Here is a 25729-nt window from a genome sequence, read left to right on the forward strand (position 1 = left end):
TCAAGATCGGGCCGCCCGTCCGGTAGATCCGGGTCAGCGCAGCGTGAGGTTGTCGCTGACGATGCGCGGCGTCACGAAGATGAGCAACTCTGCGCGGTTGTCGCGGGTTTCCGTGTTGCGGAACAGGAAGCCGACGTACGGCAGGTCGCCGAGGAAGGGTACGCGGGTCTGGCTACGGCGCTCTTCCTGGGTGTAGATACCGCCGATCACCACCGTGCCGCCGTTTTCGACCAGCACATCGGTCTTGACGTGCTTGGTGTCGATCGCGACGCCGGCGCCGGTCGCCAACTGCGTGTTCGGCGTGTCCTTGTTGATGTCGAGTGCCATCTGTACGCGTCCGTCCGGCGTGATCTGCGGCTTCACCTTCAACATCAGGTTGGCCTTGCGGAAGGAAATGCTGGTCGCACCGGAGCTGGTGGCCTGCTGGTACGGAATTTCGACACCCTGTTCGATCAGCGCCTCGTTCTGGTCCGAGGTCATGACACGCGGACTCGAAATCACCTTGCCCTTGCCGTCCTGTTCGAGGGCGGACAATTCAAGGTTCAGGAAGCGCGTCGCGGCCGAATTGAACAGTACAAAAGACAGCTGGCCGGGAGAGCGGCCGCTGATGTTCGACGCACGAAGATTGACCCCGAGCGAATCCGTGGCGAAGTTGGGCTGGGTCTGTACCTGACCGGTCTGGAAGCCGGTCGCCAGAGACGAACCACCGATGTTCAAACCGGCCCGACCAAGTTGCACCGAGCCCGACTGCGCCTGGTTCAGACCCAGTCGCGCACCCAGGTTCTTCGCGAAGTCTTCATTGGCTTCGACGATGCGCGCCTCGATCAGCACCTGACGCGTCGCGATGTCGAGTTCGCTCAGGATGCGGCGGATGTCTTCAAGGCGGCTGGGGATGTCGGTCACGATCAGCTTGTTCGTCCGCACGTCCATCACGATCGAACCGCGCTTGGACAGGAATCGCTTGTCCTTGTCATCGGTGATGGCTTTGTGAAGAACATCCGCCTTGTGATAATTCAGCTGGAAGGTTTCGGTGCGCAGCGGCTCGAGTTCGCTGACCTGCTGCTGGCTCTCCAGCGCCAGCTTTTCCTTGGCGGCCAGCTCATCGCGCGGCGCGATCCAGATCACGTTGCCGGTCTTGCGCTTGTCCAGGCCCTTGGCGTCGAGAATGATGTCGAGCGCCTGATCCCACGGGACATCCTTGAGCCGCAGCGTGAGTGAGCCGCCGACGGTGTCGGAAGTGATGATGTTGTTGTCGGTGAAGTCGGCAATCACCTGAAGCACCGAACGGACGTCGATGTTCTGGAAGTTCAGCGACAGCTTCTCACCCTGGTAGCCAGGCTTGCTGCCCTGAACCAGCTTGTTCGGGTCTTCAACCAGACGCTTCACTTCGAGGATGAACTGATTCTCGCTCTGGTAGGCGTTGTGCTCCCACAGACCCGTCGGCGTTACGGTGAGGCGCGTATTGGCGCCGGAACGCACGACTTCCATCTGGGTGATCGGTGTTCCGAAATCGGTCACGTCGTAGCGCTTCAGGAATTCGTCGGCCACCGAAGCGCGCAGGAACTCGACCACCAGCTTTGAACCTTGCTGACGGATATCGATGCCGGTATTCGGGTCGGACAGTTCGACCACGACACGGCCTTCGCCATCCTTGCCACGACGGAAACCGACGTTGCGCAGCGTCTGCCCGTCCTGCGACACACCTGGCTCGGCAAAGCGCGACACGTTGTCAGACTGGGCAACCGCCTCGGAACTGGCCGGCATCGCGAGACTGATGTAGAGATCACGCCCGGAAATCCGGGAATGGAACGGCGACAGCTTGTTCAGATTCAAAACGAGACGCGTGCGATCACCGACTTCGACAATGTTGTAGCTGCGCAGATGCGCTTCGTTGACGGTCTGCGAGTTGCGCCCCACGGCATTGCCGGTAGCCGGGAAATCGAACGCCACGCGCGCGGGCGATGCGACGCTGAAGTTGGCCGGCACCGCAGGCAGTTCGGTTTTGGTGGTGACCTTGATCAGCACCTCGCCGCCTTGCTGCGACACCAGAATGGATTCGATGCTGTTGGGCTGGCTCTGGGCAAACGCCGCGACGGGTATCAGGCCTGCGCCAAGGGCCACGATCAGGCATGCGATCTTGCGGACGAAATTCATTTGTTTGTCTCCTGCTCCAGCAACTGGAGCGTACTGGTACGTTCGACCCATTCGCCGTCCGCGTCCTGAACGATTTCCTTGAGGGTGATGCCGTCATCCGCAACGGCCGTGATGACACCGAAATTCTGACCCATGTAATTCCCTGACCTGACACGGTGCAATGTCGTGTCGGCCTTGATCAACGCATACGCGGTCTTGCCTTGCTGCAGCACGCCGACCATGGCAAGCGAATCGAGCGGGTATTGTTCGAGCGGCTCCTTGCGGCGATCCAGATCCGGGCCCACACCGCCACCGCCACCGCCCTTCTTCCGCTCGGGTTCGATCTTGGCCTGGCTGAACGGATCGATCAGCGATCCGGTTTCATAGGCCACGATGGTCGAAGGCTTTATTTCAGGCAGTGGCTTGACCTGCCCCTTCAGCCCCTGCGTGCTCTGTTCCATCCATGCGCGCAGGTCCTGATGGTCCTCCGAACCGCAGGCCACCAGGCCGCTGCACAGCATGGCGAGGGTCAATGCGCGCTTCACTTCTTGTTCCCCTTTTCGCGCTCTGCCTTTTCGCGTTTCACGCGGGCCAGCTCTTCTTCGTCCAGGTAGCGGTAAGTGGTCGCCACCGCATCCATCTTCAGCAATCCATCCTTGCCTGATTCGATGCCGATCGAGCCGATCGTCACGATGCGCGACAGCTTGGCCACGTCACCCGCGAAACTGCCGAGATCGTGATAGCCGCCGGTCACCCGCAGCGTGATCGGAAGCTCGGCGTAGAAATCCTTGACTGCTTCGCTGCCCGGACGCCAGATTTCGAACTGCAGGCCACGGCTCAGCCCGGCCTGACTGATGTCCACCAGCAGCGATTCCATTTCCGCCTTGTTCGGCAACTGCTTCAGCAGGGCCCCGAAGGACCGGTCGATATCGCTCAGCTGCTGCTGATACTGTTCGAGATTGACCGCTTCGCCCTTTTTCTGCAGCCATTGCGCCTTCAGCGTCTCTTCTTCAGCGCGCTTCTGCTCGAGTTCCACCATCAGCGGTTCCCACAGGAACCACCAGCCGGCCGCGACTGCCGCGATCAGCAGGCCGAGCAGCACGGCCAGTTTTGGCAGGATCGCCCAGTTGCCGACATCCTTCGGATCGAGGTTCCTGAAATCATCCCCGATGCGTGTGAAATCAATCTTCGGAAGCTGGATGTCCTTCATGTCTTCCTGCCTTTGGCGACGGTTTCGTCCGCGACCCGCGTGATGTACAGATCAAGGTTGAATTCGTTCATGCGACGCTTGTCGACGCTCGACCCCTTGATTTCCACCAGCGTCGGCCGCTCGAGCAGGGGCGACGATTCGAGGTTGCGCATCAGGCTCGACACGCGGGCATTCGATTGCGCGTAACCGATCAGGTTGATCTTTCCGCCTTGCTGCGACACCTTCCGGATGTACACACCTTCCGGCACATTCTTGGCGAGTTCGTTGAACAGGCCGACCGCTTCGGACCGGTTGCCCTGCAAGGACTCGATGACCTGCTTGCGCTGGATCAGCGCGTCGGTCTGCTCGCGCAGACGCTTGATTTCGTCGATCGACTTGTCGAGCACCGCAATCTCGGTCTTGAGGAAGGCGTTCTTTTCGTCCTGCGCCGATACGTAACCGTTGATGACGCCATTCACCAGACCGACGATGAGTGCGCCGAACAGCAGTGTCGCACCGGAAAACGCCACGAACTGCTGGCGTCTTGCCTTGCGCTTTTCCTCGCGATGAGGAAGCAGGTTGATCCGTATCATGCGTCGAACCTCCTCAATGCGAGGCCGCAGGCAACAAGCAGCGACGGCGCATCCTGACTCAGGCGCTTTGCCGTCACCGCAGAAGAAAGCTGCATGTCGACAAACGGATTGGCGATGCGGGTTTCCACCTGCGTGCGGTTGGCCACCACTTCATCGAGCCCCGGAATGACGGCACAGCCGCCAGCGAGCACGATGTGGTCGACGCTGTTGTACTGCGTCGAGGTGAAGAAGAACTGCAGCGCGCGCGACACTTCGAGCGCGAGGTTGTCCATGAAGGGGCGCAGCAGGTCGTTTTCGAAGTTTTCCGGCAGCGTGTTGGTGCGCTTTGCCGCCTCGGCTTCTTCGGGGCTCATGCCGTAGTTGCGCATGATGTCCTGGGTCAGCTGGTAGCCGCCGAATGCCTGTTCGCGGGAATAGACCGGCTGGTCGTTGCGCAGGATGATCACGTTCATCACGTTGGCGCCGACATCGACCAGAACGATGTTGGTGTCCTTGCCGCCGTCCGGCAACTGCTTCTCGACCAGTTCGAACGCCGCCTGTGCGGCGTAGGACTCGACATCGACGACCACGGCACGCAGGCCGGCTGCTTCGGCGATGGCCACGCGGTCTTCCACCTTTTCCTTGCGCGACGCGGCGATCAGCACCTCGACTTCATCCGGACTGCCCGGTGCCGGGCCGACCACCTGAAAGTCGAGATTCACTTCGTCGAGCTGGAAAGGGATGTACTGATTGGCTTCCGACTCGACCAGCACTTCGAGCTCCTGCTCGCGCTGGTTGGCCGGAACGATGATCTTCTTGGTGATGACGGCCGCGGCAGGCAGCGCAAGCGCGACGTTGCGCGTCGACGTGCCCATGCGCTTCCACGCTCGCCGGACCGCGTCGGCCACCTCATCGAGCTTGGCGATATTGCCATCCACCACCGAATCGCGCGGCAGGTTTTCGGTGGCATAGCGCTCGATGCGGTGCTCGCCTTTCGCTGTCCGCGACAGCTCGACCAGCTTGACCGCCGAGGACGACACGTCCAACCCCAGTAAAGGGCGCGCTCCCGGGTTAAAAATCGACAGGTCGAAGGCCAAGCTTTTTCCTTTTAAGACAGTGAATTAGACCCAATACTCACAATTTACATTAAGATGCTAGCAGCAAGGTATCGACAAGTAAACAAATTTTGGGTAGGCGCGAGGCAGGGGTTCTTCGGGTCCGCCAGCTATAATTCGCGCTTGTTGCCCGCCCGGAAATCCGTCCTCTTGCCCCCCGTCCTTCGTTGGTTCATCTACCCGGTGGCCGCTCTTGCCGGCATGCTGATCATCGGCGCCGCACTTGCGTTGATCGTCGTTCTGCTTGCCTACCCGCAACTGCCGTCACTCGACATCCTCACCGACTACCGGCCCAAGATCCCGCTGCGCGTCTACAGCGCCGACGGACATCTGATCGGCGAATTCGGTGAAGAGCGTCGATCGGTCGTTCCGATCGCCCAGGTTCCCGATTCGCTCAAGCAGGCCATCATTGCCGCCGAGGACGAGCGCTTCTACCAGCACTACGGCATCGACTACGTGGGTATCGCCCGTGCTGCGCTGTCCAACATGACGAGCAGCGGACGGAGCCAGGGTGCCAGCACCATCACGATGCAGGTGGCGCGCAACTTCTTCCTGTCCAGCGAGCGCACCCTGCGCCGCAAAGTCTATGAAGCCCTGCTCGCATTCAAAATCGAGAACAGCCTGACAAAAGACCAGATACTCGAGCTCTATATCAATCAGATCTATCTCGGGCAGCGGGCCTATGGCTTCGCTGCCGCGTCCAGAGCCTATTTCGGCAAAAACCTCGCAGACCTTAGCGTGGCGGAATCGGCAATGCTGGCCGGGCTGCCGAAGGCACCGTCGAAGTACAACCCGGTCGTCAATCCCAAGCGCGCCGCGCTGCGTCAGGCGTACGTCCTGCGCCGCATGAGGGACCTCGGATACATCGACGACGCAACGCGGACGGCAGCGGTCGAACAGCAACTGCCGGTGCGCCGCGACGGTGCCCAGTCCGAACAGCGTGCGGACTTCGTTGCCGAAATGGCGCGCCAGATTGCGGTGGAGAAGTTTGGCGAGAATGCCTACGGACTCGGGCTGCGTGTCGTCACCACGATACGGCGCGCGGATCAGGCGGCGGCAATCGAGGCGGTGCGCAAGGGCGTGTTCGATTACGACCGCCGCCACGGCTATCGCGGCGCCGAGGCCTTCATCGACCTGAAGGACATCGTGGCCGACGACGATGAAATGCTCGATGACCTGTTGCAGGACGTGCCGGACGCCGCGGGCCTTTACGCGGCCGTCGTGCTTGAAGCCAGCCCGACCGCGATCAAAGTGTACAAACGCGGTGGCGAGGTGCTCAAGCTCGGCGCCGACGCCATCCGTTTCGCCCGCTCGATGCTCGACGACAAGGCCCCGCCTGCACGGCGGCTGCGTCGTGGCGCCCTGGTGCGCGTGATGCCGGATACCAAACTGGGCTGGGTGATCGGCCAGATGCCGGAGGTCGAGGCGGCACTGGTGTCGATCGACAGCGCGGATGGCGCCGTGCGTGCGCTGGTCGGCGGCTTCGACTTCAACCGCAGCAAGTTCAACCACGTGACCCAGGGCTGGCGTCAGCCGGGGTCGAGCTTCAAGCCCTTCATCTATTCAGCGGCACTCGAAAAGGGCTACTCGCCTTCGACGGTCGAGTACGATACGCCGCTCGTCGTGTCGGCTGGAGAAACCGGCAGCCAGAGCTGGCAGCCCAAGAACTACGACGGCAAGTACGACGGACCGATCTCGCTGCGAACCGCGCTGGCCAAGTCGAAGAACATGGTGTCGATCCGCGTGTTGCGCTCGATCGGGCCGCGTTACGCGCAGGACTACATCACCCGCTTCGGTTTCAACGCCGCGCGTCACCCGCCGTATCTGACGATGGCGCTCGGAGCCGGATCGGTGACGCCATGGCAGATGGCGTCCGGCTACGCGGTATTCGCCAACGGCGGCTACCGGGTCGAGCCGTACGTGGTGCGCGAAATACAGGACGGAAGCGGCAAGGTGCTTGCGCAGTTCACACCGACCGCGCCACATGACGAATCACAGCGCGTGATCGACGCGCGCAATGCCTATCTGATGGACAGCCTGATGCAGGACGTCGTGCGCCGTGGCACCGCAACGCGCGCATTGCAGCTCAAGCGCAGCGATCTTGCCGGCAAGACGGGTACCACCAACGAATACCTCGATGCGTGGTTCTGCGGTTATCAGCCGTCACATGTGACCGTTGCGTGGCTCGGTTTTGACACGCCGCGCACGCTCGGCCGAGGCGAAACCGGCGGTTCGGCGGCGCTGCCGATGTGGGTGGACTACATGCGCCACGCACTGAAAGATGTTCCGGAAGAGCGCCTGCCGCTGCCCGATGGTCTGATCAGCATCAACGCCGGCGAAGACGCGCGGGGCAATCCGCGCACCGATCTGATGTACGAGGAGCACCTGCCGCCCGAGCCGGAGTCGATTCCCGACGAGCCCGAAGGACCGGCCTCGGAAGGAGAAATACTGCCTGATGCGCCACCGACGCCTGTGCCGCCGTCCGGGCCGTCGCCCTCGGGCCACATCGTTCCCGGGTCTGCCGGGCTCGGCGGTGCAGCGGATTTCAGGGCATCAGGCGCACCGGCTCGCCGGCCTGCTGGCTGAGCAGGGCTTCCAGTGCCTGCATCAACTCAGCGCCGTCGCGCGTACCGATCCAGCGACCGTCTTCCGGCCGGAAATGAAAACCGCCGGAACGCGCCGCCACCCAGATTTCCTGGGCAACGCCGTGCCGGTTGATCACCATTTTCGAGCCGTTGGCGAATTCGAGTTCCAGTACGCCGCCGGCCTGCAGTTCATAGTCAATGTCGGCGCCGCTGCGTTCGACGGCCTGTTCGATCGCGGCCAGCGTCGCATCGGCCAATTTGTTAAATTCGTTCTCGTTCATTACCGGCTACCCGACATGTTTTCCAGCACGCTCGTGCGCATTGCCGCACTGACCCTGATACTCGCAGGTTGCGGCACCAAGGGCCCCCTGACGCTGCCGCCGAAGGACACGATGCGGCCACCCGCAGCCGCAGTCCCTGCCAAGCCGAAGACGGCTCCGGCTCCGGCAGCACCGTCAAGGGATGATAGCAAGGTGCCCGCACTATGAAGCACTTCGAAACCCGCGACGGCAGCCTGTTTGCCGAAGCCATTCCGCTCGAACGGATTGCCGCCGAGTTCGGCACACCGACCTTCGTCTATTCGCGCGCAGCGCTGACCGATGCCCATGCGGCCTACGCCGAGGCGCTGACCGGGCGCGACGCCATGCTGTGCTACGCGGTGAAGTCGAACTCGAACCTTGCCATCATGAATCTGTTCGCGCGGCTCGGCACCGGCTTCGACATCGTGTCCGGCGGCGAACTGGCACGAGTCATCGCAGCTGGCGGTGATCCGGCGAAGGTCGTCTTTTCCGGCGTCGGCAAGACACGCGACGAAATGCGCGCAGCGCTCGAACACGGCATCTACTGTTTCAACGTCGAATCGGAACCCGAACTCCACCGCCTCGCTGAAGTCGCCCGCAGTCTTGGCAAGCGCGCCCCGATTGCGCTGCGCGTCAATCCGGATGTCGATCCGAAGACGCATCCCTACATTTCCACCGGCCTGAAGTGCAACAAGTTCGGCGTGCCGATCACCGATGCGCATGCGCTCTATCTGGCCGCGGCGAACATGCCGCAGCTGGACATCCGCGGCATCGCCTGTCACATCGGCTCGCAGTTGCTTGATCCGGCGCCGGTCGCCGAAGCGGCCGCCAAGGTGGTCGCACTGGCCGAGGCACTGAACCGCGACGGCATCGAACTGCGTCATCTCGATCTGGGCGGCGGTCTCGGCATCCGTTACGACGACGAGGCGGTTCCTGCCACGCGCGACTATCTGGCCCCCTTGCTGTCCGTGCTCGCCGGCCGCAAGGAAAGGCTGCTGCTCGAACCCGGTCGTTCGCTGGTCGGCAACGCCGGCGTGCTGCTGTCGAAGGTCGAGTACCTCAAGCGCGGGGAGGACCGCAACTTCGCCATCATCGACGCAGCGATGAATGACCTCGCCCGCCCGGCGCTGTACGACGCTTTCCACCGCATCACAGAAGTGCGTCCGCGCGGCACGCCCGACACCTACGACGTGGTCGGGCCGGTGTGCGAAAGCGGCGACTTTCTCGGCCGCGCGCGCAAACTGGCAGTCGAAGCCGAGGATCTGGTGGTGATCTTTTCCGCCGGCGCCTACGGCATGACGATGAGTTCGAACTACAACACGCGCGCACGCGCAGCCGAAGTCATGGTGGATGGCGACACCTGCCACCTGATCCGCGCCCGCGAGCGCATCGAAGACCTGTACGCGGGCGAGCGCCTGCTGCCGTGATGCGATGAGCGGGCCGAACGACGACACGCGAGAGCGGCTGCGGCTGGACAAGTGGCTGTGGGCGGCCCGTTTCTTCAAGACACGCACGCTGGCGGCCGACGCGATCGACGCCGGCCGCATCCAGCTCAATGAGGCGCGCGCCAAACCGTCACGCGAAGTGCGCATCGGCGACCGGCTGGACATCCAGACCGGCGAGCTGCGCTACACGGTGATCGTGCAGGCACTGTCGGGCAAGCGCGGACCGGCCGAGGTCGCACGCACGCTGTACGAAGAGACGCCCGAAAGCATGGCCGCTCGCGAGGCAGCCCGCGAACAGCGCCGGCTGCAGCCCGAACCTTCGGTCGGCCTGCACGGCCGGCCGACCAAGACACAGCGCCGCGAAATCGACCGCCTGCGCGCTAGAATTCGCGGCGAATGAGCTGCAGCCCGACACGGGTTTCGCGGCGACCGGATTATCAATCAGTCGAAAAGGAAGCGAAATGTCCGAACGTATCGTGATGAAGATCGGTGAAGCGACCGTCTTCGCCAGGGAAGGCCAGTTCACCGACGCCATGCCGGAAATCGTCATCGGTTCGATCGACGGTCCGGTCGGCCAGGCCTTCGCCCAGATGATGGGTCAGACTGCCGGCCACACCCGCATGCTGGCCGTGCGCGACTGCAACCAGATGGCCAAGCCGGCGACGATGATGGTGCCCAAGGTGACGATCAAGAATTCGCGCACCGTCGAACTGCTGGGCGGCGTCGTGCAGTCGGCCACCGCCGACGCCGTGGTCGACAGCGTTGCCGAAGGCATCATCCCGAAGGAATTGGTGGACGAACTGGTCATCATCGATCTGGTGTGGCTGGACCCGAACGCGGTCAAGGACCCCAACCTCGACATGAAGGATCTGTACCGCACCAACTACGAAGCGATGAAGCTGGCCATCCAGCGCGCGATGACCGGCAAGCCGACGATGGAAGAGCTCATCGCCAACCGCCACAAGATCAAGCACTGCATGTACGACCCGGACGCCTGATAGCAGCTTGTCATTACCCGGAAAGCCCCTGCTCGATGCAGGGGCTTTTTTTTGCGGTATGAGCATTCAAAGACCGACCTTGTTTTGAGCACTCTCGGCATCCAGAATGAGTGAAGCTCGGCTGTTGGCTGGGCGCAGGGAGGAATGCCGATGGACATTCGGGCGGACAGCAAAACCGGGCACGAGAATGCGCCGATGCCGCAGATGAGCGGCGACGCGTTCCGGCGCGTCGTCGAGTACGCGCCGAGCGCAATGGTTCTGGTCAATGACCAAGGCATGATTGTTCTGGTCAATGAACAGACGGAAAGGCTGTTCGGCTACCCGCGCGCCGAACTGATCGGCCGCTCGGTTGACCTGCTGGTCCCCTCCGCTGCGCGGGCTCACCACGCCGACTTCCGTCACAGCTTCCTGTCTTCGCCCAGTCCGCGCCCGATGGGTGGCGGACGCGATCTGTTCGCCTGCCGCGCCGACGGAAGCGAATTCCCGGTCGAAATCGGTCTCAATCCGATGGACACAGGCAATGGCGTCATGGTGCTTGCGTCCATTGTCGACATCACCGAACGACGTCGCGCACAGCAGGTACTGGAACAGGCACTGCTCGAAAAGACCGTGCTGCTCAACGAGGTGCATCACCGGGTCAAAAACAATCTTCAGGTCATCATCAGCCTGCTCAACCTGCAGGCCAACACCGCCGACGAACCGCGCGTGCGCGACATCCTGAACGAAAGCCAGAACCGCGTGCGTGCAATGGCGCTGACCCATCAGCTGTTGTACGAGCGCAAGGATTTCTCGCGCATGGACCTCGGCGATTACCTCGATCGTCTGGCCCAGCTGCTGCGCGGCTCCTACCGCAGTGGCTCGAACGGCGTCGAACTGCAGCTCGAACGGCCGGCGCAGCCGGTATACCTTGATCTGGAACGCGCCATCCCCTGCGGGCTGATGGTCAACGAGCTGGTCACCAACGCCTTCAAGCACGCCTTCCCGGACCAACGCTGCGGCGACATCACCATCACGTTAGCAGGCGACGGCCAGCGGCTGACGCTGGCGGTGCGCGACGATGGCGTCGGCCTGCCGGAGGATTTCGATTTCGAAGCGGTCAAGTCGCTGGGCCTGCAACTGGTGCCCTTGCTGATTGACCAGCTGCACGGCGAGCTGCAGATACTGCCTGGCGGCGGCGCCCATTACCGCATCACTTTCCCGGCAGCCCTTTCGACACGAGGTACGCCATGAACGCCCCGCTCCCGGTCAATCTGATGCTGGTCGAAGACGAGCGCGTGATCGCCTTCGACCTGAAGACCCAGCTGCAGTCATTCGGCTACAGGGTCGGCGCCGTGCTGGCGAGTGGCGAACAGGCCGTCGATCGGGTCGCCGACGTGGCCCCCGATCTGGTGCTGATGGACATTCATCTGGACGGAGTTCTCGACGGCATCGATGCAGCGCTGCAGATCCAGGCACGTTACCGGGTACCGGTGGTGTTCCTGACCGCCTACGCCGAAGATGACACGCTCAAGCGGGCACTGGACTGCCGGCCATTCGGTTATCTGGTAAAGCCCTGCGAGGCGCGAGAACTGCACGCAACGATACAGATGGCGCTGGCCCGACGTGAAGTCGAGGCGAATGTTGAACGCAGCGAGCAGCTGTTCAAGCTGGCGCTGGACGCGGCATCGCTTGGCGTACTGGAATGGCAGGGCGCTTCGATGCAGCTGCACGGCGATGGCCATCTGCGCGGTCTGTTCGGCGACCGGCCTGTGCCGCTGGACGAAAACTGGGACATCTTTCTGTCTCGAGTCGATCCGGACGACCGGACGCACATTACTGAAACGCTGAACTCGGCACTGGAGCGCGGCGACGCCGTGCGCATCGGGTTCCGGACTGCGGGCAATGGGGGAGCACGCAGCCTCGAGGCGCATGCCCGCGCGTACGGCGAGTCGCACAGCGAAAGGCGCATCGTCGGCATCCTGCAGGATGTGACCCAACGACGTCTCGACGAAGCAGCCCTGCGCCAGTCCAGCGTGGTGTTCCACAACTCCGCGGAGGCCATCGCCATCTGCGACCTGCAACGGCGCATCGCTGCGGTGAATTCGGCCTTCACCCGCATTACTGGCCACGCGGAGTGTGACGTGATCGCGCTTAACCTCGAGCGGGTGCTGAGCACCGGCCATGACGACGCCTTCTACGCCGCACTGGTCGCCTCCGCGGGCACGGGCTACTGGCAGGGCGAGGTGCAGTGCCGCCGCGCGTCCGGCGACAGCTTTCCCGCGTGGGAGAGCATCAGTGCGGTACGCAGTGACAGCGGCGAAGTCACCCACTTCGTCACCGCGCTATCGGACTTCACGGCCATCCACCAGATCGAAGCCAAGCTGAACCATCTGGCGCATCACGACACGCTGACCGACTTGCCCAACCGGCTGCTGTTCGACGACCGTTTCGAACAGGCAATCGAACAGGCGCGTCGCCTGCAGCAGCGCTGCATCCTGCTGTTTCTCGATCTGGACAGCTTCAAGGTGGTGAATGACACGCTGGGCCACGGCGTCGGTGATCAGCTTCTGCGCACCGTGGCACAGCGCCTGCGCACGGCATTGCGCCGCAGCGATACGCTGGCCCGTCTCGGCGGCGACGAATTCGTCGTGCTGGCCGGAAGCGCCCTGCCGGACGAGGCATCCCGCCTCGCGCTCAAGCTGCTCAATGCGCTCAGTGCTCCGTTCGACCTCGGAGAGGAGCAGATCCGCATTTCGGCCAGCATAGGCATCGCGATATTTCCTGACCACGGGAGTGACCGCAACGTACTGATGCGCGCAGCCGACATCGCGATGTATTCGGCCAAGTCACAGGGTCGCAATCGCTTCCAGTTCTTTTCCGAGGACATGTCGGAACGCACGCACGAGCGCATGCAGATGGAGCAGGGCTTGCGGCGCGCCATCGATGCCGATGCGCTGCAGGTGCATTACCAGCCCCAGCTGCGCCTGATCGACCGTCGCATCGTGGGCGTGGAAGCGCTGGTGCGCTGGCCGCATCCGGAATGGGGCATGATCCCGCCGTCGCGCTTCGTGCCGGTGGCGGAGGAAAGCGGCATCATCGAGGCGATGGGACTGTGGGTGCTGCGTCGCGCCTGCCACGACATCGTCGGGCTGGCAGACAGCGAAGGTCAGCAGATGCGGCTGGCGGTGAATGTATCGGTACGCCAGTTCCTGCGCGAGGACTTCGTCGCCGAAGTCCTCGAAGTGCTGGTCGAAACCGGCTTCCCCGCTGCATCGCTGGAGCTGGAAATCACCGAATCCACGCTGCAGGTGATCGAACGCAGCGCCAGCATGATCGTCGCGTTGAAGCGACTCGGCGTATCCATAAGCATCGATGACTTCGGCACCGGCTATTCGTCGCTGAGCGTGCTGCGCGGTCTGCCGATCGACCGCATCAAGATCGACCGCTCCTTCATCATCGACCTGACCGAAAGCGACGATGCGCGCGCCATGATCGATGCCATGCTCACGCTTGGCCGGTCGCTGCGCATGAGCACCATTGCGGAAGGCATAGAACTGGACACCCAGGCCGAACTGCTCGGCAGTCTCGGTTGCGCGGAAGGACAGGGATTCCTGTTTGCGCGGCCGATGCCGCTCGACATGCTGCACCAGCTGCTCGCCGGACGGCACTGAGCGCAGCGATGCCCGGTGATCGGCCGGCGCAGGAAGTCCGTCGGGCGCAAACCAACAGCCGCACCGCCCTATGCCGGCTCGACCGCTTCGACCGGCAGTGTGTCCAGGTGGCGTCGCAGGATGCGGTAATGGTCGTAGTCGAAGCGCCCGGCGACACCTGCGGGCAAGGCATCCGCTTCTTCCGCGGCGCTGCCCAGATAGCACCAATGGGACAGCCAGTGACGCTCGCCACGCAGCGCACCGGGCCGTCGTTCGCGCACCACCACCCGGCCCGGCCACGGCCAGTCCGGCACCCGCAGCCCGTCGAGCGCACTCATCATCCGCAGATCGTGCTGCCGCGCATCCTCGCGCCCGCAGCACACACCACGGCAGCGCTTGATCTGAACATTCACACAGGCGGCGGTACGTCTTTCGTGCCCCTGCAGGCCGATGCGCTTCGGGCACAGCTGCCACGCCGTCGCCATTTCGCGCAAGGCCGCCATGCAGTCGCGGCGCGAGCGGAACGGACCATACAGACCGCTCAGTTGCTGCGGCGCGACGCGGTCGAGATCAACCACGACCAGCGCCGCCTCTCCGGCAGCGACCTCGTTGCCCGGTCCACCGAGCAGGTGCAACGCCACGGCCGGACCGACGGCGCGTGGCGGCTTGTTGTACGGCGGCTGCAACTGTTTCAAGAGCTTCGCTTCAAGCAGCAGGGCGCCCAGTTCGCCGGCGGTTTCGGTCCATTCGACGCGCCGCGTGTCGCGCGCCAGGCGTGCCGCCTGACCCGCCTTCTGCGGACCGTTGAAATGAGACAGTACGCGCGCGCGCAGATTGCGGCTGCGTCCAACGAAAAGCGGGGCTTCAGCCGTTTTCGGCAACAGGTCTGCAGCGGCGCCAGGCGCAGCCGGTTCGCCATACAGGAGGTAGACACCCGGCGCCTCCGGCGGGTCTCCCACGGCGCCCGGTGCGAAGCCGGGCACAGGCGAAGCGGTGAGCCCGGACTTGCGGATGGCCGCATCGATCTGCGCGACCGGGAAATCGCGCTTCACGATGTCGAGCACATCGCAGACCACGCGGGCGTCGCCCAGTGCGCGATGGCGCGCAGCGCAGCGCAGGCCGAGCCGCTCCATCACGGCATCCAGCCCGTGACGCGGATATCCTGGGTAGAGCGCGCGCGACAATTTCACCGAACACAGTACACGCGGCGTGAAGGACAGTGACAGGCGGGCGAACTCGTTGCGCAGGAAGCCGTGGTCGAAGCGGGCGTTGTGGGCCACGAACAGACGGTCATGCAGCAGCATGGATACCTGCTGCGCGATGTCGGCGAAGCCGGGCGCCCGGCGCACCATGTCGTCGGTGATGCCGGTGAAGCGCTGGATGTTGCCGGGAATCGGGATGCCCGGATTGACCAGGCTGGACCATTCGACACGATGGTCCCCGTCCACCAGCACGATGCCGACCTCGGTGATGCGATCAAGCGCCGGATCGCCGCCGGTCGTTTCCAGATCGACGATGGCCAGCGGCGTGTCGAGCAGGGTCATCGGGCGGATGCGGCCGTGTGCAGGAACGAAACCAGTGCCGGATTCAGCGCTGGATTCAGTGCGACTCGCCTGGCGTCAGGTCAGTCTGATACGGGTAGGCCTTCTGCGGCACCTTCGCTTCGTTGAAGCGGCGCTGGCTTTCGAGGTCCTGCGGCTTGTCCCACCACAGCGCGCGTCCCTTGCGCTGCTCTTCAACCTGCTCCGGATTCTTTTCCAGGTACTCACGCATGAAACGCGTGTGATCCGATTCGTAATCAGCCACTTCAGACTCCATACAGAAAATTCGATGATTATTGCTGCGCGCCCCGGCGGCCTTCTTCGGCCTTTTCGCTACCGGCACGCACCCGGTTGATGCGCACCACTTCCGGCACGCGTCGCAAACCCTTCATGATGCGCGCCAGATGCACGCGATCACTCACCTGCAGCGTGAAATGAATCTGCGTGTACAGGCTGCCGTCTTCTTCCATGCCGACATTCTGGATGTTGGCGCCGCATTCCGCGATCTCGAACGCCACCTTGGCCAGCACGCCCGGACGATTCGCCGACACGACGCGGATGCCGACTTCGAACACCCGACTGTTGTCGCGCTCCCATTCGACGTCCACCCACTGATCGCCTTCCTTGCGGTTGCGCCGCAGTGTCGGGCAGTCGTGCGCATGGATCATCAGGCCCGAGCCCTTGCGCATCTGGCCGACGATGGGGTCGCCCGGTATCGGCTGACAACAGCGCGCGATCCGCACCGCCATGCCTTCGGAACCGCGGATCAGCAGCGCGCTTTCAGGCACCTCGATACCGCTGCCTGCCTCGCGCGCGCTCTGCAGTTCAAGCAGGCTGCGCGCGACGAAGGTGGCAGAACTTTTGCCCTGGCCAATGTCGGCGAGGGCGTCCTTGCGGTTGCGGATATCGGCCGTTTCCAGCCAGTGCGTCCACGACACATCGCTGATTTCATCCGGCGTGACGCCGAACTGGCGCAGCGCCTGGGTCAGCAGCCGCTCGCCAAGCTGGGCCGATTCCTCGACCTGCATGTTTTTCAGGAAGTGACGTATCTGCGCACGCGCCTTGCCGGTCTTCACATAACCCAGCCAGGCGGGATTCGGATTCGGGTGCGTTGCGGTGATGATGTCCACCTGATCACCGCTGTTCAGTTCGCTGCGCAGCGGCATCAGCTCGTGATTGATGCGACAGGCCACGCAGCAGTGGCCGACATCGGTATGGACTGCATATGCGAAGTCGACCGCCGTCGCACCGCGCGGCAACGACATGATCTTGCCCTTGGGCGTGAACACGTAAACCTCACCCGGAAACAGGTCGATCTTCACGTGTTCGAGGAATTCAGCCGAATCAGGGGCTGAACTCTGCAGTTCGAGCAGCGATTGCAACCAGCGGTGCGTGTTGGCCTGCAGATCATCCAGTGACTGTTCGCTGTCCTTGTACAGCCAGTGCGACGCCACGCCGTTCTGCGCGATCTGATGCATTTCCGAGGTGCGGATCTGCACTTCGACCGGCGTGCCGAAGGGGCCGATCAGCGTGGTGTGCAGCGACTGGTATCCGTTGGCCTTCGGGATCGCGATGTAGTCCTTGAATTTGCCGGGCACCGGCTTGTACAGCGCGTGCAGTGCGCCCAGCGTCAGGTAACAGGCGGCCACATCCGGCACGACGACGCGAAAACCGTAGATGTCGAGCACCTGCGAAAACGTCAGGTGCTTGTCGCGCATCTTGCGGAAGATCGAATACAGGCTCTTTTCGCGACCGAACACGTCGGCTTCGAGCCCGCGTTCGGGCAGGCGGGTACGGATGGCGTCGGTGATCTTGCCGACCACCTCGCGCCGGTTGCCGCGCGCTGCCTTCATCGCACGGTAGAGCACCCGATAACGCAGCGGATACATGGCCTGGAAGGCCAGATCCTGCAGTTCGCGATACACCGCGTGCAGGCCGAGCCGGTTGGCGATCGGTGCATGAATTTCGAGCGTTTCGCGCGCGATGCGCCGCTGCTTGTCCTGCCGCACGCTGCCGAGCGTGCGCATGTTGTGCGTACGGTCCGCCAGCTTGATCAGGATGACGCGCACGTCGCGCGCCATGGCCATCAGCATCTTGCGGAAGTTTTCCGCCTGCGCATCTTCCTTCGACTGGAACTCGATCTTGTCGAGCTTGGACACGCCATCGACCAGTTCGGCGACCACCTTGCCGAAGCGCTCGGCAATCTCTTCCTTCGTGATGTCGGTATCTTCCATCACGTCGTGCAGCAGCGCGGCGCACAGCGCCTGGCTGTCGAGCTGCCAGCCGGCGAGGATTTCCGCCACCGCGACCGGATGCGACACGTAAGGCTCGCCGCTCATCCGGAACTGGCCGGCATGCGCGCTGGCGGACAGCTCATAGGCGTCACGCACGCGCTGCACGTCTTCTTCCCGCAGATAAGCGGAAATGGATGCGATCAGGCGTTCGAAATCGCCGCCGTGGGGACCGGCGGGATTGCCCGCATAGGGATCGTTGTCGGCCAGACCGAGGGCGACAACGGCTGCTTCAGGCGCAGGCTGTATGACCGGGGTGGGCATGAGTATGTCGTCCACCGGCCGCATGGTTCAGTTCAGAGCCTGAGGCCCGGTCGCATCAGACCTGACCCCGGTTCAGGATTTCGACGCCGTACTTGCCGGCGGCGATCTCGCGCAGCGCAACCACGGTGGGCTTGTCGTTCTCGGCTTCGACCTGCGGCGTGCTGCCGGCAGCGAGCTGACGCGCACGAACGGTGGCCGCCAGCGTCAGCTGGAAACGGTTGGGGATGCGCTTGAGACAGTCTTCAACAGTGATACGTGCCATGGTCAGTCGATGCCCAGTGATTTGAATGTTTCAGGATGCCGCGCCATCTGGCTCGTCGTCAGCAAGCGCGCGGCCTGCACAACGGACACCAGTTCAGCTTGAGCTTGATTCAGTATGTCATTGATTATAACGAAATCGAATTCGTGAAGATGACGTATCTCGTCGCGCGCCGCGACCAGCCGCCTCTCGATGACGTCGGCGGCATCCTGTCCGCGCCCGTTCAGCCGCGCTGCCAGCGCGTCCAGCGAAGGCGGCAGGATGAAGATGCCGACCGCGGTCGGGAACAGCGTGCGCACCTGCTGCGCGCCCTGCCAGTCGATTTCCAGCAGCACGTCGCGGCCGGCCGACAGCTGTTCATCAAGCCAGCGGCGCGACGTTCCGTAGCAATTGCCGTGCACCTGCGCCCATTCGAGAAAGTCGCCCGCCGAGCGCATGGCGTCGAAAACGGCGGCTGAAACAAAATGGTAGGCCACGCCGTCCACCTCACCCGGGCGCGCGGCACGCGTCGTGTGCGAAATCGACAGCTGTATCTGAGGGTCGCGTTCGAGCAGACCGCGCACCAGAGTGGTCTTGCCGGCGCCCGAGGGCGCACTGACGATGTAAAGCAGGCCGCGTGTTGCCATGATTGCAGTGTTGCTCGGTGTAAGCGGGATCGTTGCGATGCGCCGATCCGTGGATGATGGGTCAAACGGGAACAGTGCGGAATGAAGAATTCTACTGGTGCCGGCGCGACAGATCACTCCGTGCCGTCCGATCAGTGCTTGCGGGGCGATTGGTGGCAGCATCACTGGTCGGAGAGAAAGCCCTGGAACGCAAGTTCAGGGGATCCTGCCAAACGACGACCTGCTGCCATCAACGCGCAAGAATCCGCTGCAATGATACTTACGACCGCCTGTTCGCGGCCCGCCGCTGACCTGCGCGGCTAACTTCACCACACACAAAGGTCCAGAATGACCAATGGCAACAAGGGGGTTCTCAGCGGCAAACGGGCGCTGATCATCGGCGTCGCCAACGAGAACTCGATCGCCTGGGGCTGCGCGCGCGCACTGCACGCGGCAGGTGCTGAACTGGCGATCACCTATCTCAACGACAAGGCGAAACCCTTTGTCGAACCGCTGGCGCAGGAACTCGGCGCCGAACTGCTGCTGCCGCTCGACGTGTCGGTAGCAGGTCAGATGGAAGACGTGTTTGCGGCGATCCACAACACATGGCGTCGACTCGACATTGCGTTGCATTCGATCGCGTTTGCGCCGAAAGAAGCGCTGGCGGGCGGTCTGGTCGATTGCCCGGCCGATGGATTCGCGAAGGCGATGGATGTGTCGTGTCATTCCTTCATCCGCATGGCGCGCCTGGCTGCACCGCTGATGACCGACGGCGGCTCGCTGTTCGCCATGAGCTACATGGGCGCCAACAAGGTGGTGCCCAATTACAACGTGATGGGTCCGTGCAAGGCGGCACTTGAAGCGTCCGTGCGCTATCTGGCTTTCGAGCTCGGGCCGAAGGGCATCCGCGTGCATGCCATCTCGCCGGGGCCGCTGCGCACCCGGGCGGCGTCGGGACTCAAGGAATTCGATGAACTGCTGTACGAAGCGGTCCAGAAGTCGCCGATCGGCGAGCTCGTCGACATCGACGATGTGGGCGTCGCCCTGACCTATCTGGCCACTGATTACGCGCGCCGCCTGACCGGCTCGACCTTCTACGTCGACGGCGGCCACAACATCATGGCTTGACGCGGATGCAGCGCCGGAGCACTCCTGGCTACCGCGGATCCGGACCATTCAGCTGGCTGGCGCGCACATTCGGAAAAGCACCTACACATCCCGAAAGAAGAAAGTTCATGAACCACGTCACCGATCCCGATTCGCTCTGGATAGAAAACCGCACCTACGACGAAATCGCCGTGGGCGACACGGCCACCCTGCTGCGCACGCTGCGCCACGAAGACATCCACATGTTCGCCATCATGTCCGGCGACATCAACCCGGCGCACGTCGATGCCGAATATGCCCGCTCGTCCATCTTCACCGAAGTCATCGCCCACGGCATGTGGGGCGGCGCCCTGATCTCCACGCTGCTGGGCACCCAGTTTCCAGGGCCCGGCACGATCTATGTCGACCAGACGCTGCACTTCAGCCGCCCGGTACGTGTCGGCGACACGGTGACCGTGACGGTGCGCTGCGATCGCAAGTTCGATCACAACAGGCACATGATCCTCGACTGTGTCTGCATCAATCAGCATGGCGAGAAGGTGATTCACGGCACGGCCGAGGTCCTGGCGCCGAGCGACAAGATCCGGCTCATCAAGACGGAATTGCCGGAATTCCGGCTGTCCGACACGAGAAAGACACGCTTCGAACGCCTGATGCAGATCACGCACGGCCTGACACCGATTTCGATGGCGGTGGCGCACCCCTGCGACGCGGAGTCGCTGCGCGGCGCCCTGCTTGCCCGTGACCGTGGGCTGATCGTGCCGACACTGGTCGGCCCCGAAGCAAAGATACGTCGGCTCGCCGAGGAGTTCGGCCTGGATATCGGCGACTGCCGGATCGTCGACACCCTGCACAGCCATGCTTCGGCCGAGCAAGCGGTCGCGCTGTGCCGCGCCGGCGAGTGTGAAGCCCTGATGAAGGGCAGCCTGCACACCGATGAACTGGTCAGCGAGGTGATCCGCAAGGACACCGGCCTGCGGACGGCACGCCGGATGAGCCATGTGTTCGTGATGGACGTGCCGACCTATCCGCGTCTGATGCTGATCACCGATGCCGCGATCAATGTGGCGCCGACGCTGCTGGAAAAGGCCGACATCGTGCAGAACGCGATCGACCTTGCGCACTTTCTGCACATTCCGGAGCCCAGGGTCGCCCTGCTTGCCGCGGTCGAAACGGTCAATCCGGCGATGCCGTCGACGCTCGACGCCGCCGCATTGTGCAAGATGGCGGACCGCGGTCAGATCCGGGGCGGGCTGCTCGATGGCCCATTGGCCTTCGACAATGCGATCTCGGCAGCGGCGGCGCTCACCAAGGGCATCCGGTCGGTGGTGGCCGGACAGGCCGACATCCTGGTGGTGCCCGACATCGAGTCGGGCAACATGCTCGCCAAACAGCTGGAGTACCTCGCCGAGGCGCTGTCTGCCGGCATCGTGCTGGGCGCCCGCGTACCGTTCGTGCTGACCAGTCGTGCCGACTCCGCCGAGACCCGGACCACGTCGACCGCCATCGCCGTCGTCATGGCACACGCAAAGCGCAATGCAGTGACCCGGAGCGATGCATGAGCGATGCCGTGCTGACGCTCAACGCAGGCTCCAGTTCGGTGAAGTTCGCGCTGTTCGCGCTGCCGGCGAACCCCCGCGACGTGCCGCAGCAAGCCCGCATGACCGGCCGCATCGATGGCATCGGAGCGGCCGGGCGGCCGGTCCGTCTGACGGCAGAGGATGCGGCGGGCAACCGCCTGGAAGATATCGAGCTGCCCATCGAGGGGTCGGCGGAACTGCAGCACCGCGAGGCGCTGCGCCGTCTGGCGCATTGGCTTCATGACTGCGATGCCGGACTGCGCATCACGGCGGTCGGTCATCGCGTGGTGCACGGCGGGCGGCAATTCTCGGCACCTGTCCTGCTCGATGCGCAGGTGATCGCCGCCTTGCGCGATCTGGTTCCCCTGGCGCCCCTGCATCAGCCGCACAACCTGGCCGGCATCGATGCGATGGCCCGTGCGCTGCCCGGTGTACCGCAGGTCGCCTGCTTCGATACGGCATTCCACCGCACGCAGCCGGACCTTGCACAGATGTTCGCGCTGCCGCGCCACATCACCGCCGAAGGCGTGCTGCGCTACGGCTTCCATGGCCTGTCGTACGAATTCATCGCCGAGGTGCTGCCGCAGCATCTGCCAACCGCCCAGGCAGACGGACGGGTGATCGTCGCGCACCTCGGCAACGGTGCATCGATGTGCGGCATGGTCGCGCGCAGAAGCCAGGCAACCAGCATGGGATTCACCGCGGTCGACGGACTGATGATGGGCACCCGCACCGGCAGCCTCGACCCCGGCGTGCTGCTCTACCTGATGGAACAACACGGCATGGACGCGAAGGCGCTGACCCACCTGCTGTACAGCGAATCCGGCCTGCTCGGCGTGTCGGGGCTGTCTTCGGACATGCGCACCTTGCTCGCATCGGATAGTGCGGACGCCGCGCAGGCGGTCGACCTGTTCTGCTATCGGGCGGTACGGGAGATCGGCTCGCTGGCTGCCGCCCTCGAAGGCATCGACGCGCTGGTATTTACCGGCGGCATCGGCGAACGCGCGGCCGCCGTGCGCGAACGGATCTGCCGGCCGCTCGGCTGGCTCGGCCTCGAATTCGACCCGGCGGCCAATGACGCCGCTGCGCCTTGCATCAGCACCGCCAGCAGTCGCGTGGCGGTGTGTGTCATCCCGACCAACGAGGAGTGGGTGATCGCGCGCCACACTGCCGAGCTGCTGTCATGACGCGATACAGTACTACTCGATGTTCTGCACCTGTTCGCGCATCTGTTCGATCAGCAGTTTGAGCTCCATCGCAACGTTGCCGACGTCCTGCGCGACCGATTTGGACGCCAGCGTATTGGCTTCGCGGTTGAGTTCCTGCATCAGGAAGTCGAGCCGCTTGCCGGCCGCGCCGCCCTTGGAGAGGATGCGCTCCACTTCTTCGAGGTGCGCGCTCAGGCGGTTCAGTTCCTCGGCCACGTCGATGCGCACCGCAAACAGGCCGACTTCGGTGCGGATGCGCTCGTCGTCGGCGCTGCCGATCGCCTCCTGCAGTCGCTGGGTGAGCTTCGCCTGATATTCCTGCACCACTTCCGGCACGCGCGGCGTGACCTGGGCGACCAGTTCGCGCATGCGCGTCACGCGTTCCATCAGCATCGCGGCGAGCCGCACGCCTTCACGCTGGCGCGATGCGGTGAGTTCGCCCAGCGCCTGGCGCACGGCGCGCCCCGCCGCCTCGACCAGCGCTTCGGCCGACACCGCCTCGTCGCCAAGCATGCCGGGCCAGCGCAGCACTTCGGCCACCGACAGCGGGGCCGCGTCGGGCAGCGCGTCGCGCACGCTGGCATCGAGCGCCACCAGCCGGGCCAGCAGCGGCGCACTGAGCGCCAGTTCGCGCGCGCTGTCACCGCCCGCCTGCAGGCCGCCGCGGCAATCGACCTTGCCGCGCGACAGCGCACCGGTGATCTGCTCACGCAGCAGCGGCTCGGCGACGCGCAATTCGTCGGGCAGGCGGAAATGCAGGTCGAGGAAACGAGAATTAACCGTGCGCAGCTCAAGGTTCAGCGTTGTCTGGCCGACAGCCACTGCAGCTGTCGCAAAACCCGTCATGCTGTGAATGCTTCCCACGCGATGTTTCCCTCTCTGATTGTCAGGCATGATCCGCGTGGTAACTGATGACCCGCGCGACGACCCCGCGCACTTGCCTGCGTGGCTGTCGGGCAGCTTTACAGCGTGTTACCAAACGCCCAGAATCGCGCCAAAACAAGGATCATAGCGGCCCGCAGAATGCCACCACAAGTCAATTGCGCCCTGCCGCCGGGCTTTGAACTCGATCAATACCGCATCCACAGCCAACTGAGCCTGGGTGGATTTTCGATCGTGTATCTGGCGCATGACCGCGACGAGACGGCGGTGGCCATCAAGGAATACCTGCCGAACACCCTGGCTTTGCGCGACGACGGCCAGATTACCCCGAACATTCCCGAAGAATTCCTGCCCGCCTTCCGCTACGGCATGAAATGTTTCTTCGAGGAGGGCCGTGCGCTGGCCGGCCTGAATCACCCGAACGTGGTGCGCGTGCTCAATTTCTTCCGCGCCAACGAAACCGTCTACATGGTGATGCGCTACGAGCGCGGCCGCACGCTGCAGGAATACATCACGCGCCGACGCGGTGAAATTCGTGAGAGCTTCATCCGCTATGTGTTCACGCGACTGTTGAACGGCCTGCGCGAAGTGCATGCGCACAAGCTGCTGCACCTCGATCTGAAGCCGTCGAACATCTATCTGCGCAACAACGGTTCGCCGGTGCTGCTCGACTTCGGCGCGGCGCGCACCACGCTGATGGCCGACACGCCGATGCTCAAGCCGATGTACACGCCCGGCTTCGCAGCGCCCGAGCACTACCGCAACCGCGATCTGCTCGGCCCGTGGAGCGACATCTACAGCGTAGGCGCCAGCATGTACGCCTGCCTGTCGGGCGGACCGCCGCAGGCGGCCGACCAGCGGCTGGACAACGACAGCGTGATCCTCGCGTCGCAGCGCTGGATCGGGCAGTACTCGCCGCAACTGCTTGAAACCATAGACTGGTGCATGGATCTGAACCATCTGAAGCGGCCGCAAAGTGTGTTTGCGCTGCAAAAGGCGCTTGCCACCTGGGAGCGTGATCAGGTCGAGCCCGTGGCGCAGGTCGAAAGTACCGAAGACAACTGGCTGGACCGCGTACGCGCCCGGCTGAGCGCGCTGGTGGGCAAATGAGATTCACGATCTTTCAGGAAAGCCGGGTCGGCAAGCGTAAGTCCAATCAGGACCGCATGGCCTATTCGTATTCGCGCGATGCGCTGCTGATGGTGATCGCCGACGGCATGGGCGGCCACCTGCAGGGCGAGGTCGCGGCGCAGATCGCCGTGCAGTACATGGTCGAATCCTTCCAGCGCGAAGCCAAACCGCGCCTGACCGACCCGTTCCTGTTCCTGTCGCGTGGCCTGACCAATGCGCACTGCGCCATTCTCGACTACGCCGACGAGCGCGACATCGAGGACGGCCCGCGCACCACCTGTGTCGCCTGCGTCATCCAGGATTCGGTCGCCTACTGGGCGCACGCCGGTGATTCGCGGCTGTACGTGCTGCGCGCCGGTCACGTAATGACGCAGACGCGCGACCACTCGCGTGTGCAGCGCATGATCGATCGCGGGCTGCTGGACGAGGATGGCGCGATGACCCATCCGCACCGCAACCGCATCTACAGCTGCCTGGGTGGCCCGATCGCGCCGCAGATCGAGTATTCGCGCAAGACGCCGTTGCTCGCCGGCGATACCGTGTTCCTGTGCAGCGACGGTGTGTGGGGGCCGCTGGGCAATGACCAGCTGCTCAGGTTGTTCACCGAAATCGACGTGATGCAGGCCGTGCCGCGCGTGATGGACAGCGCCGAAGCCGCCGGTGGCGAAACCTGCGACAACCTGACCATGGTCGCGCTGAACTGGCACGACAGCTATGCCGAGGAACCCCGCGGCTCGGTGACGACCAAAACCCTGCCGCTGGACCGCCACACCACGGTGCTCGAAGGCTTCGGCGACCGCGTGCCGATCCGCGAGGACTGGGACGAGTCGGCCATCGAGGCCGCGATTTCCGAAATCAATACCGCCATCAACAAGTATTCATCCAAAGGACAGTAA

At 63.7% G+C, this 25729-nt stretch carries 24 protein-coding genes; 12 read left to right on the top strand and 12 right to left on the bottom strand.

The window, feature by feature from the left end:
- Positions 1 to 33: 33 nt before the first annotated feature.
- Genes Q8Q80_RS09510 through Q8Q80_RS09530 form a run of 5 tightly spaced genes read right to left on the bottom strand, consistent with a single transcriptional unit; the run spans position 34 to position 4991 of the window.
- Positions 34 to 2154 carry a type IV pilus secretin PilQ gene (locus Q8Q80_RS09510; protein ID WP_305632688.1) on the bottom strand — a complete coding sequence of 707 codons (2121 nt, stop codon included), beginning with the start codon at positions 2152 to 2154 and terminating at the stop codon, positions 34 to 36.
- Complete coding sequence (locus Q8Q80_RS09515) at positions 2151 to 2678, bottom strand: pilus assembly protein PilP (RefSeq protein ID WP_305632689.1); 528 nt, start codon at positions 2676 to 2678, stop codon at positions 2151 to 2153. The genes Q8Q80_RS09510 and Q8Q80_RS09515 overlap by 4 nt, the downstream gene beginning before the upstream one ends.
- Complete coding sequence (locus Q8Q80_RS09520; RefSeq protein WP_305632690.1) at positions 2675 to 3343, bottom strand: type 4a pilus biogenesis protein PilO; 669 nt, start codon at positions 3341 to 3343, stop codon at positions 2675 to 2677. The genes Q8Q80_RS09515 and Q8Q80_RS09520 overlap by 4 nt, the downstream gene beginning before the upstream one ends.
- A complete protein-coding gene (locus Q8Q80_RS09525; RefSeq protein ID WP_305632691.1) occupies positions 3340 to 3915 on the bottom strand; it encodes a PilN domain-containing protein in 576 nt (191 codons plus the stop codon). Before Q8Q80_RS09525 ends, Q8Q80_RS09520 begins: the two co-directional genes overlap by 4 nt.
- On the bottom strand, positions 3912 to 4991 hold the full coding sequence (locus tag Q8Q80_RS09530; RefSeq protein ID WP_305614644.1) for a pilus assembly protein PilM: 1080 nt from the start codon (positions 4989 to 4991) through the stop codon (positions 3912 to 3914). The genes Q8Q80_RS09525 and Q8Q80_RS09530 overlap by 4 nt, the downstream gene beginning before the upstream one ends.
- Positions 4992 to 5210: 219 nt before the next feature.
- Here Q8Q80_RS09530 and Q8Q80_RS09535 point away from each other — a divergent pair, with 219 nt between their 5' ends.
- Positions 5211 to 7595 carry a penicillin-binding protein 1A gene (locus tag Q8Q80_RS09535; RefSeq protein ID WP_305632734.1) on the top strand — a complete coding sequence of 795 codons (2385 nt, stop codon included), beginning with the start codon at positions 5211 to 5213 and terminating at the stop codon, positions 7593 to 7595.
- Here Q8Q80_RS09535 and cyaY read toward each other — a convergent pair.
- Positions 7555 to 7875: an iron donor protein CyaY gene (gene cyaY, locus Q8Q80_RS09540; protein WP_305632692.1), complete on the bottom strand. Its 321-nt coding sequence runs from the start codon at positions 7873 to 7875 to the stop codon at positions 7555 to 7557. The two genes, Q8Q80_RS09535 and cyaY, sit on opposite strands and share 41 nt — an antisense overlap.
- 15 nt (positions 7876 to 7890) lie before the next feature.
- Here cyaY and Q8Q80_RS09545 point away from each other — a divergent pair, with 15 nt between their 5' ends.
- From Q8Q80_RS09545 to Q8Q80_RS09570, 6 genes are all read left to right on the top strand, one after another.
- Complete coding sequence (locus tag Q8Q80_RS09545) at positions 7891 to 8082, top strand: lipoprotein (protein ID WP_305632693.1); 192 nt, start codon at positions 7891 to 7893, stop codon at positions 8080 to 8082.
- Positions 8079 to 9320: a diaminopimelate decarboxylase gene (lysA, locus tag Q8Q80_RS09550; protein WP_305632694.1), complete on the top strand. Its 1242-nt coding sequence runs from the start codon at positions 8079 to 8081 to the stop codon at positions 9318 to 9320. The genes Q8Q80_RS09545 and lysA overlap by 4 nt, the downstream gene beginning before the upstream one ends.
- Positions 9321 to 9324: 4 nt before the next feature.
- A complete protein-coding gene (locus Q8Q80_RS09555) occupies positions 9325 to 9738 on the top strand; it encodes an RNA-binding S4 domain-containing protein (RefSeq protein ID WP_305632695.1) in 414 nt (137 codons plus the stop codon).
- A gap of 61 nt (positions 9739 to 9799) precedes the next feature.
- Positions 9800 to 10336 carry a formaldehyde-activating enzyme gene (gene fae / locus Q8Q80_RS09560; protein ID WP_305632696.1) on the top strand — a complete coding sequence of 179 codons (537 nt, stop codon included), beginning with the start codon at positions 9800 to 9802 and terminating at the stop codon, positions 10334 to 10336.
- A gap of 150 nt (positions 10337 to 10486) precedes the next feature.
- Positions 10487 to 11566 carry a sensor histidine kinase gene (locus Q8Q80_RS09565; protein ID WP_305632697.1) on the top strand — a complete coding sequence of 360 codons (1080 nt, stop codon included), beginning with the start codon at positions 10487 to 10489 and terminating at the stop codon, positions 11564 to 11566.
- Entirely contained in the window at positions 11563 to 13986 is a 2424-nt protein-coding gene (locus tag Q8Q80_RS09570) for an EAL domain-containing protein (RefSeq protein ID WP_305632698.1), read from the top strand. The genes Q8Q80_RS09565 and Q8Q80_RS09570 overlap by 4 nt, the downstream gene beginning before the upstream one ends.
- A gap of 68 nt (positions 13987 to 14054) precedes the next feature.
- On the opposite strand, the gene Q8Q80_RS09575 is transcribed toward Q8Q80_RS09570, so the two are convergent.
- From Q8Q80_RS09575 to gmk, 5 genes are read right to left on the bottom strand one after another with little or no spacing between them, the layout of a single operon-like run.
- Positions 14055 to 15509, bottom strand: a complete 1455-nt coding sequence (locus tag Q8Q80_RS09575; RefSeq protein WP_305632699.1) for an exonuclease domain-containing protein — start codon at positions 15507 to 15509, stop codon at positions 14055 to 14057.
- Positions 15510 to 15564: 55 nt separating this feature from the next.
- On the bottom strand, positions 15565 to 15771 hold the full coding sequence (locus Q8Q80_RS09580) for a DUF3460 family protein (protein WP_305632700.1): 207 nt from the start codon (positions 15769 to 15771) through the stop codon (positions 15565 to 15567).
- Between the two features lie 28 nt (positions 15772 to 15799).
- A complete protein-coding gene (locus Q8Q80_RS09585) occupies positions 15800 to 18061 on the bottom strand; it encodes a bifunctional (p)ppGpp synthetase/guanosine-3',5'-bis(diphosphate) 3'-pyrophosphohydrolase (RefSeq protein ID WP_305632701.1) in 2262 nt (753 codons plus the stop codon).
- Positions 18062 to 18116: 55 nt separating this feature from the next.
- Entirely contained in the window at positions 18117 to 18323 is a 207-nt protein-coding gene (gene rpoZ, locus Q8Q80_RS09590; RefSeq protein ID WP_257082018.1) for a DNA-directed RNA polymerase subunit omega, read from the bottom strand.
- Positions 18324 to 18325: 2 nt separating this feature from the next.
- Positions 18326 to 18946: a guanylate kinase gene (gmk, locus tag Q8Q80_RS09595; RefSeq protein WP_305632702.1), complete on the bottom strand. Its 621-nt coding sequence runs from the start codon at positions 18944 to 18946 to the stop codon at positions 18326 to 18328.
- Between the two features lie 327 nt (positions 18947 to 19273).
- Here gmk and fabI point away from each other — a divergent pair, with 327 nt between their 5' ends.
- The 3 genes from fabI (at position 19274) to Q8Q80_RS09610 (ending at position 22799) form a co-directional block, all read left to right on the top strand.
- On the top strand, positions 19274 to 20053 hold the full coding sequence (fabI, locus tag Q8Q80_RS09600; protein WP_305632703.1) for an enoyl-ACP reductase FabI: 780 nt from the start codon (positions 19274 to 19276) through the stop codon (positions 20051 to 20053).
- Between the two features lie 107 nt (positions 20054 to 20160).
- Positions 20161 to 21594, top strand: coding sequence for a bifunctional enoyl-CoA hydratase/phosphate acetyltransferase (locus Q8Q80_RS09605; RefSeq protein WP_305632704.1), 1434 nt, complete (start codon positions 20161 to 20163; stop codon positions 21592 to 21594).
- Positions 21591 to 22799 (top strand): acetate/propionate family kinase, encoded by a 1209-nt coding sequence (locus Q8Q80_RS09610; RefSeq protein ID WP_305632705.1) that lies wholly within the window; start codon positions 21591 to 21593, stop codon positions 22797 to 22799. Before Q8Q80_RS09605 ends, Q8Q80_RS09610 begins: the two co-directional genes overlap by 4 nt.
- 12 nt (positions 22800 to 22811) lie before the next feature.
- Here the strand turns inward: Q8Q80_RS09610 and Q8Q80_RS09615 are convergent, their stop codons facing one another.
- Positions 22812 to 23666, bottom strand: coding sequence for a YicC/YloC family endoribonuclease (locus Q8Q80_RS09615; protein ID WP_305632735.1), 855 nt, complete (start codon positions 23664 to 23666; stop codon positions 22812 to 22814).
- A gap of 177 nt (positions 23667 to 23843) precedes the next feature.
- Between Q8Q80_RS09615 and Q8Q80_RS09620 the strand changes: the two genes are divergently transcribed.
- Positions 23844 to 24812, top strand: coding sequence for a serine/threonine-protein kinase (locus Q8Q80_RS09620; protein ID WP_305632706.1), 969 nt, complete (start codon positions 23844 to 23846; stop codon positions 24810 to 24812).
- Positions 24809 to 25729 (top strand): PP2C family serine/threonine-protein phosphatase, encoded by a 921-nt coding sequence (locus Q8Q80_RS09625; RefSeq protein WP_305632707.1) that lies wholly within the window; start codon positions 24809 to 24811, stop codon positions 25727 to 25729. The genes Q8Q80_RS09620 and Q8Q80_RS09625 overlap by 4 nt, the downstream gene beginning before the upstream one ends.

The organism is Methyloversatilis sp. (assembly GCF_030698125.1).
In the GTDB taxonomy this organism is placed as follows: domain Bacteria; phylum Pseudomonadota; class Gammaproteobacteria; order Burkholderiales; family Rhodocyclaceae; genus Methyloversatilis.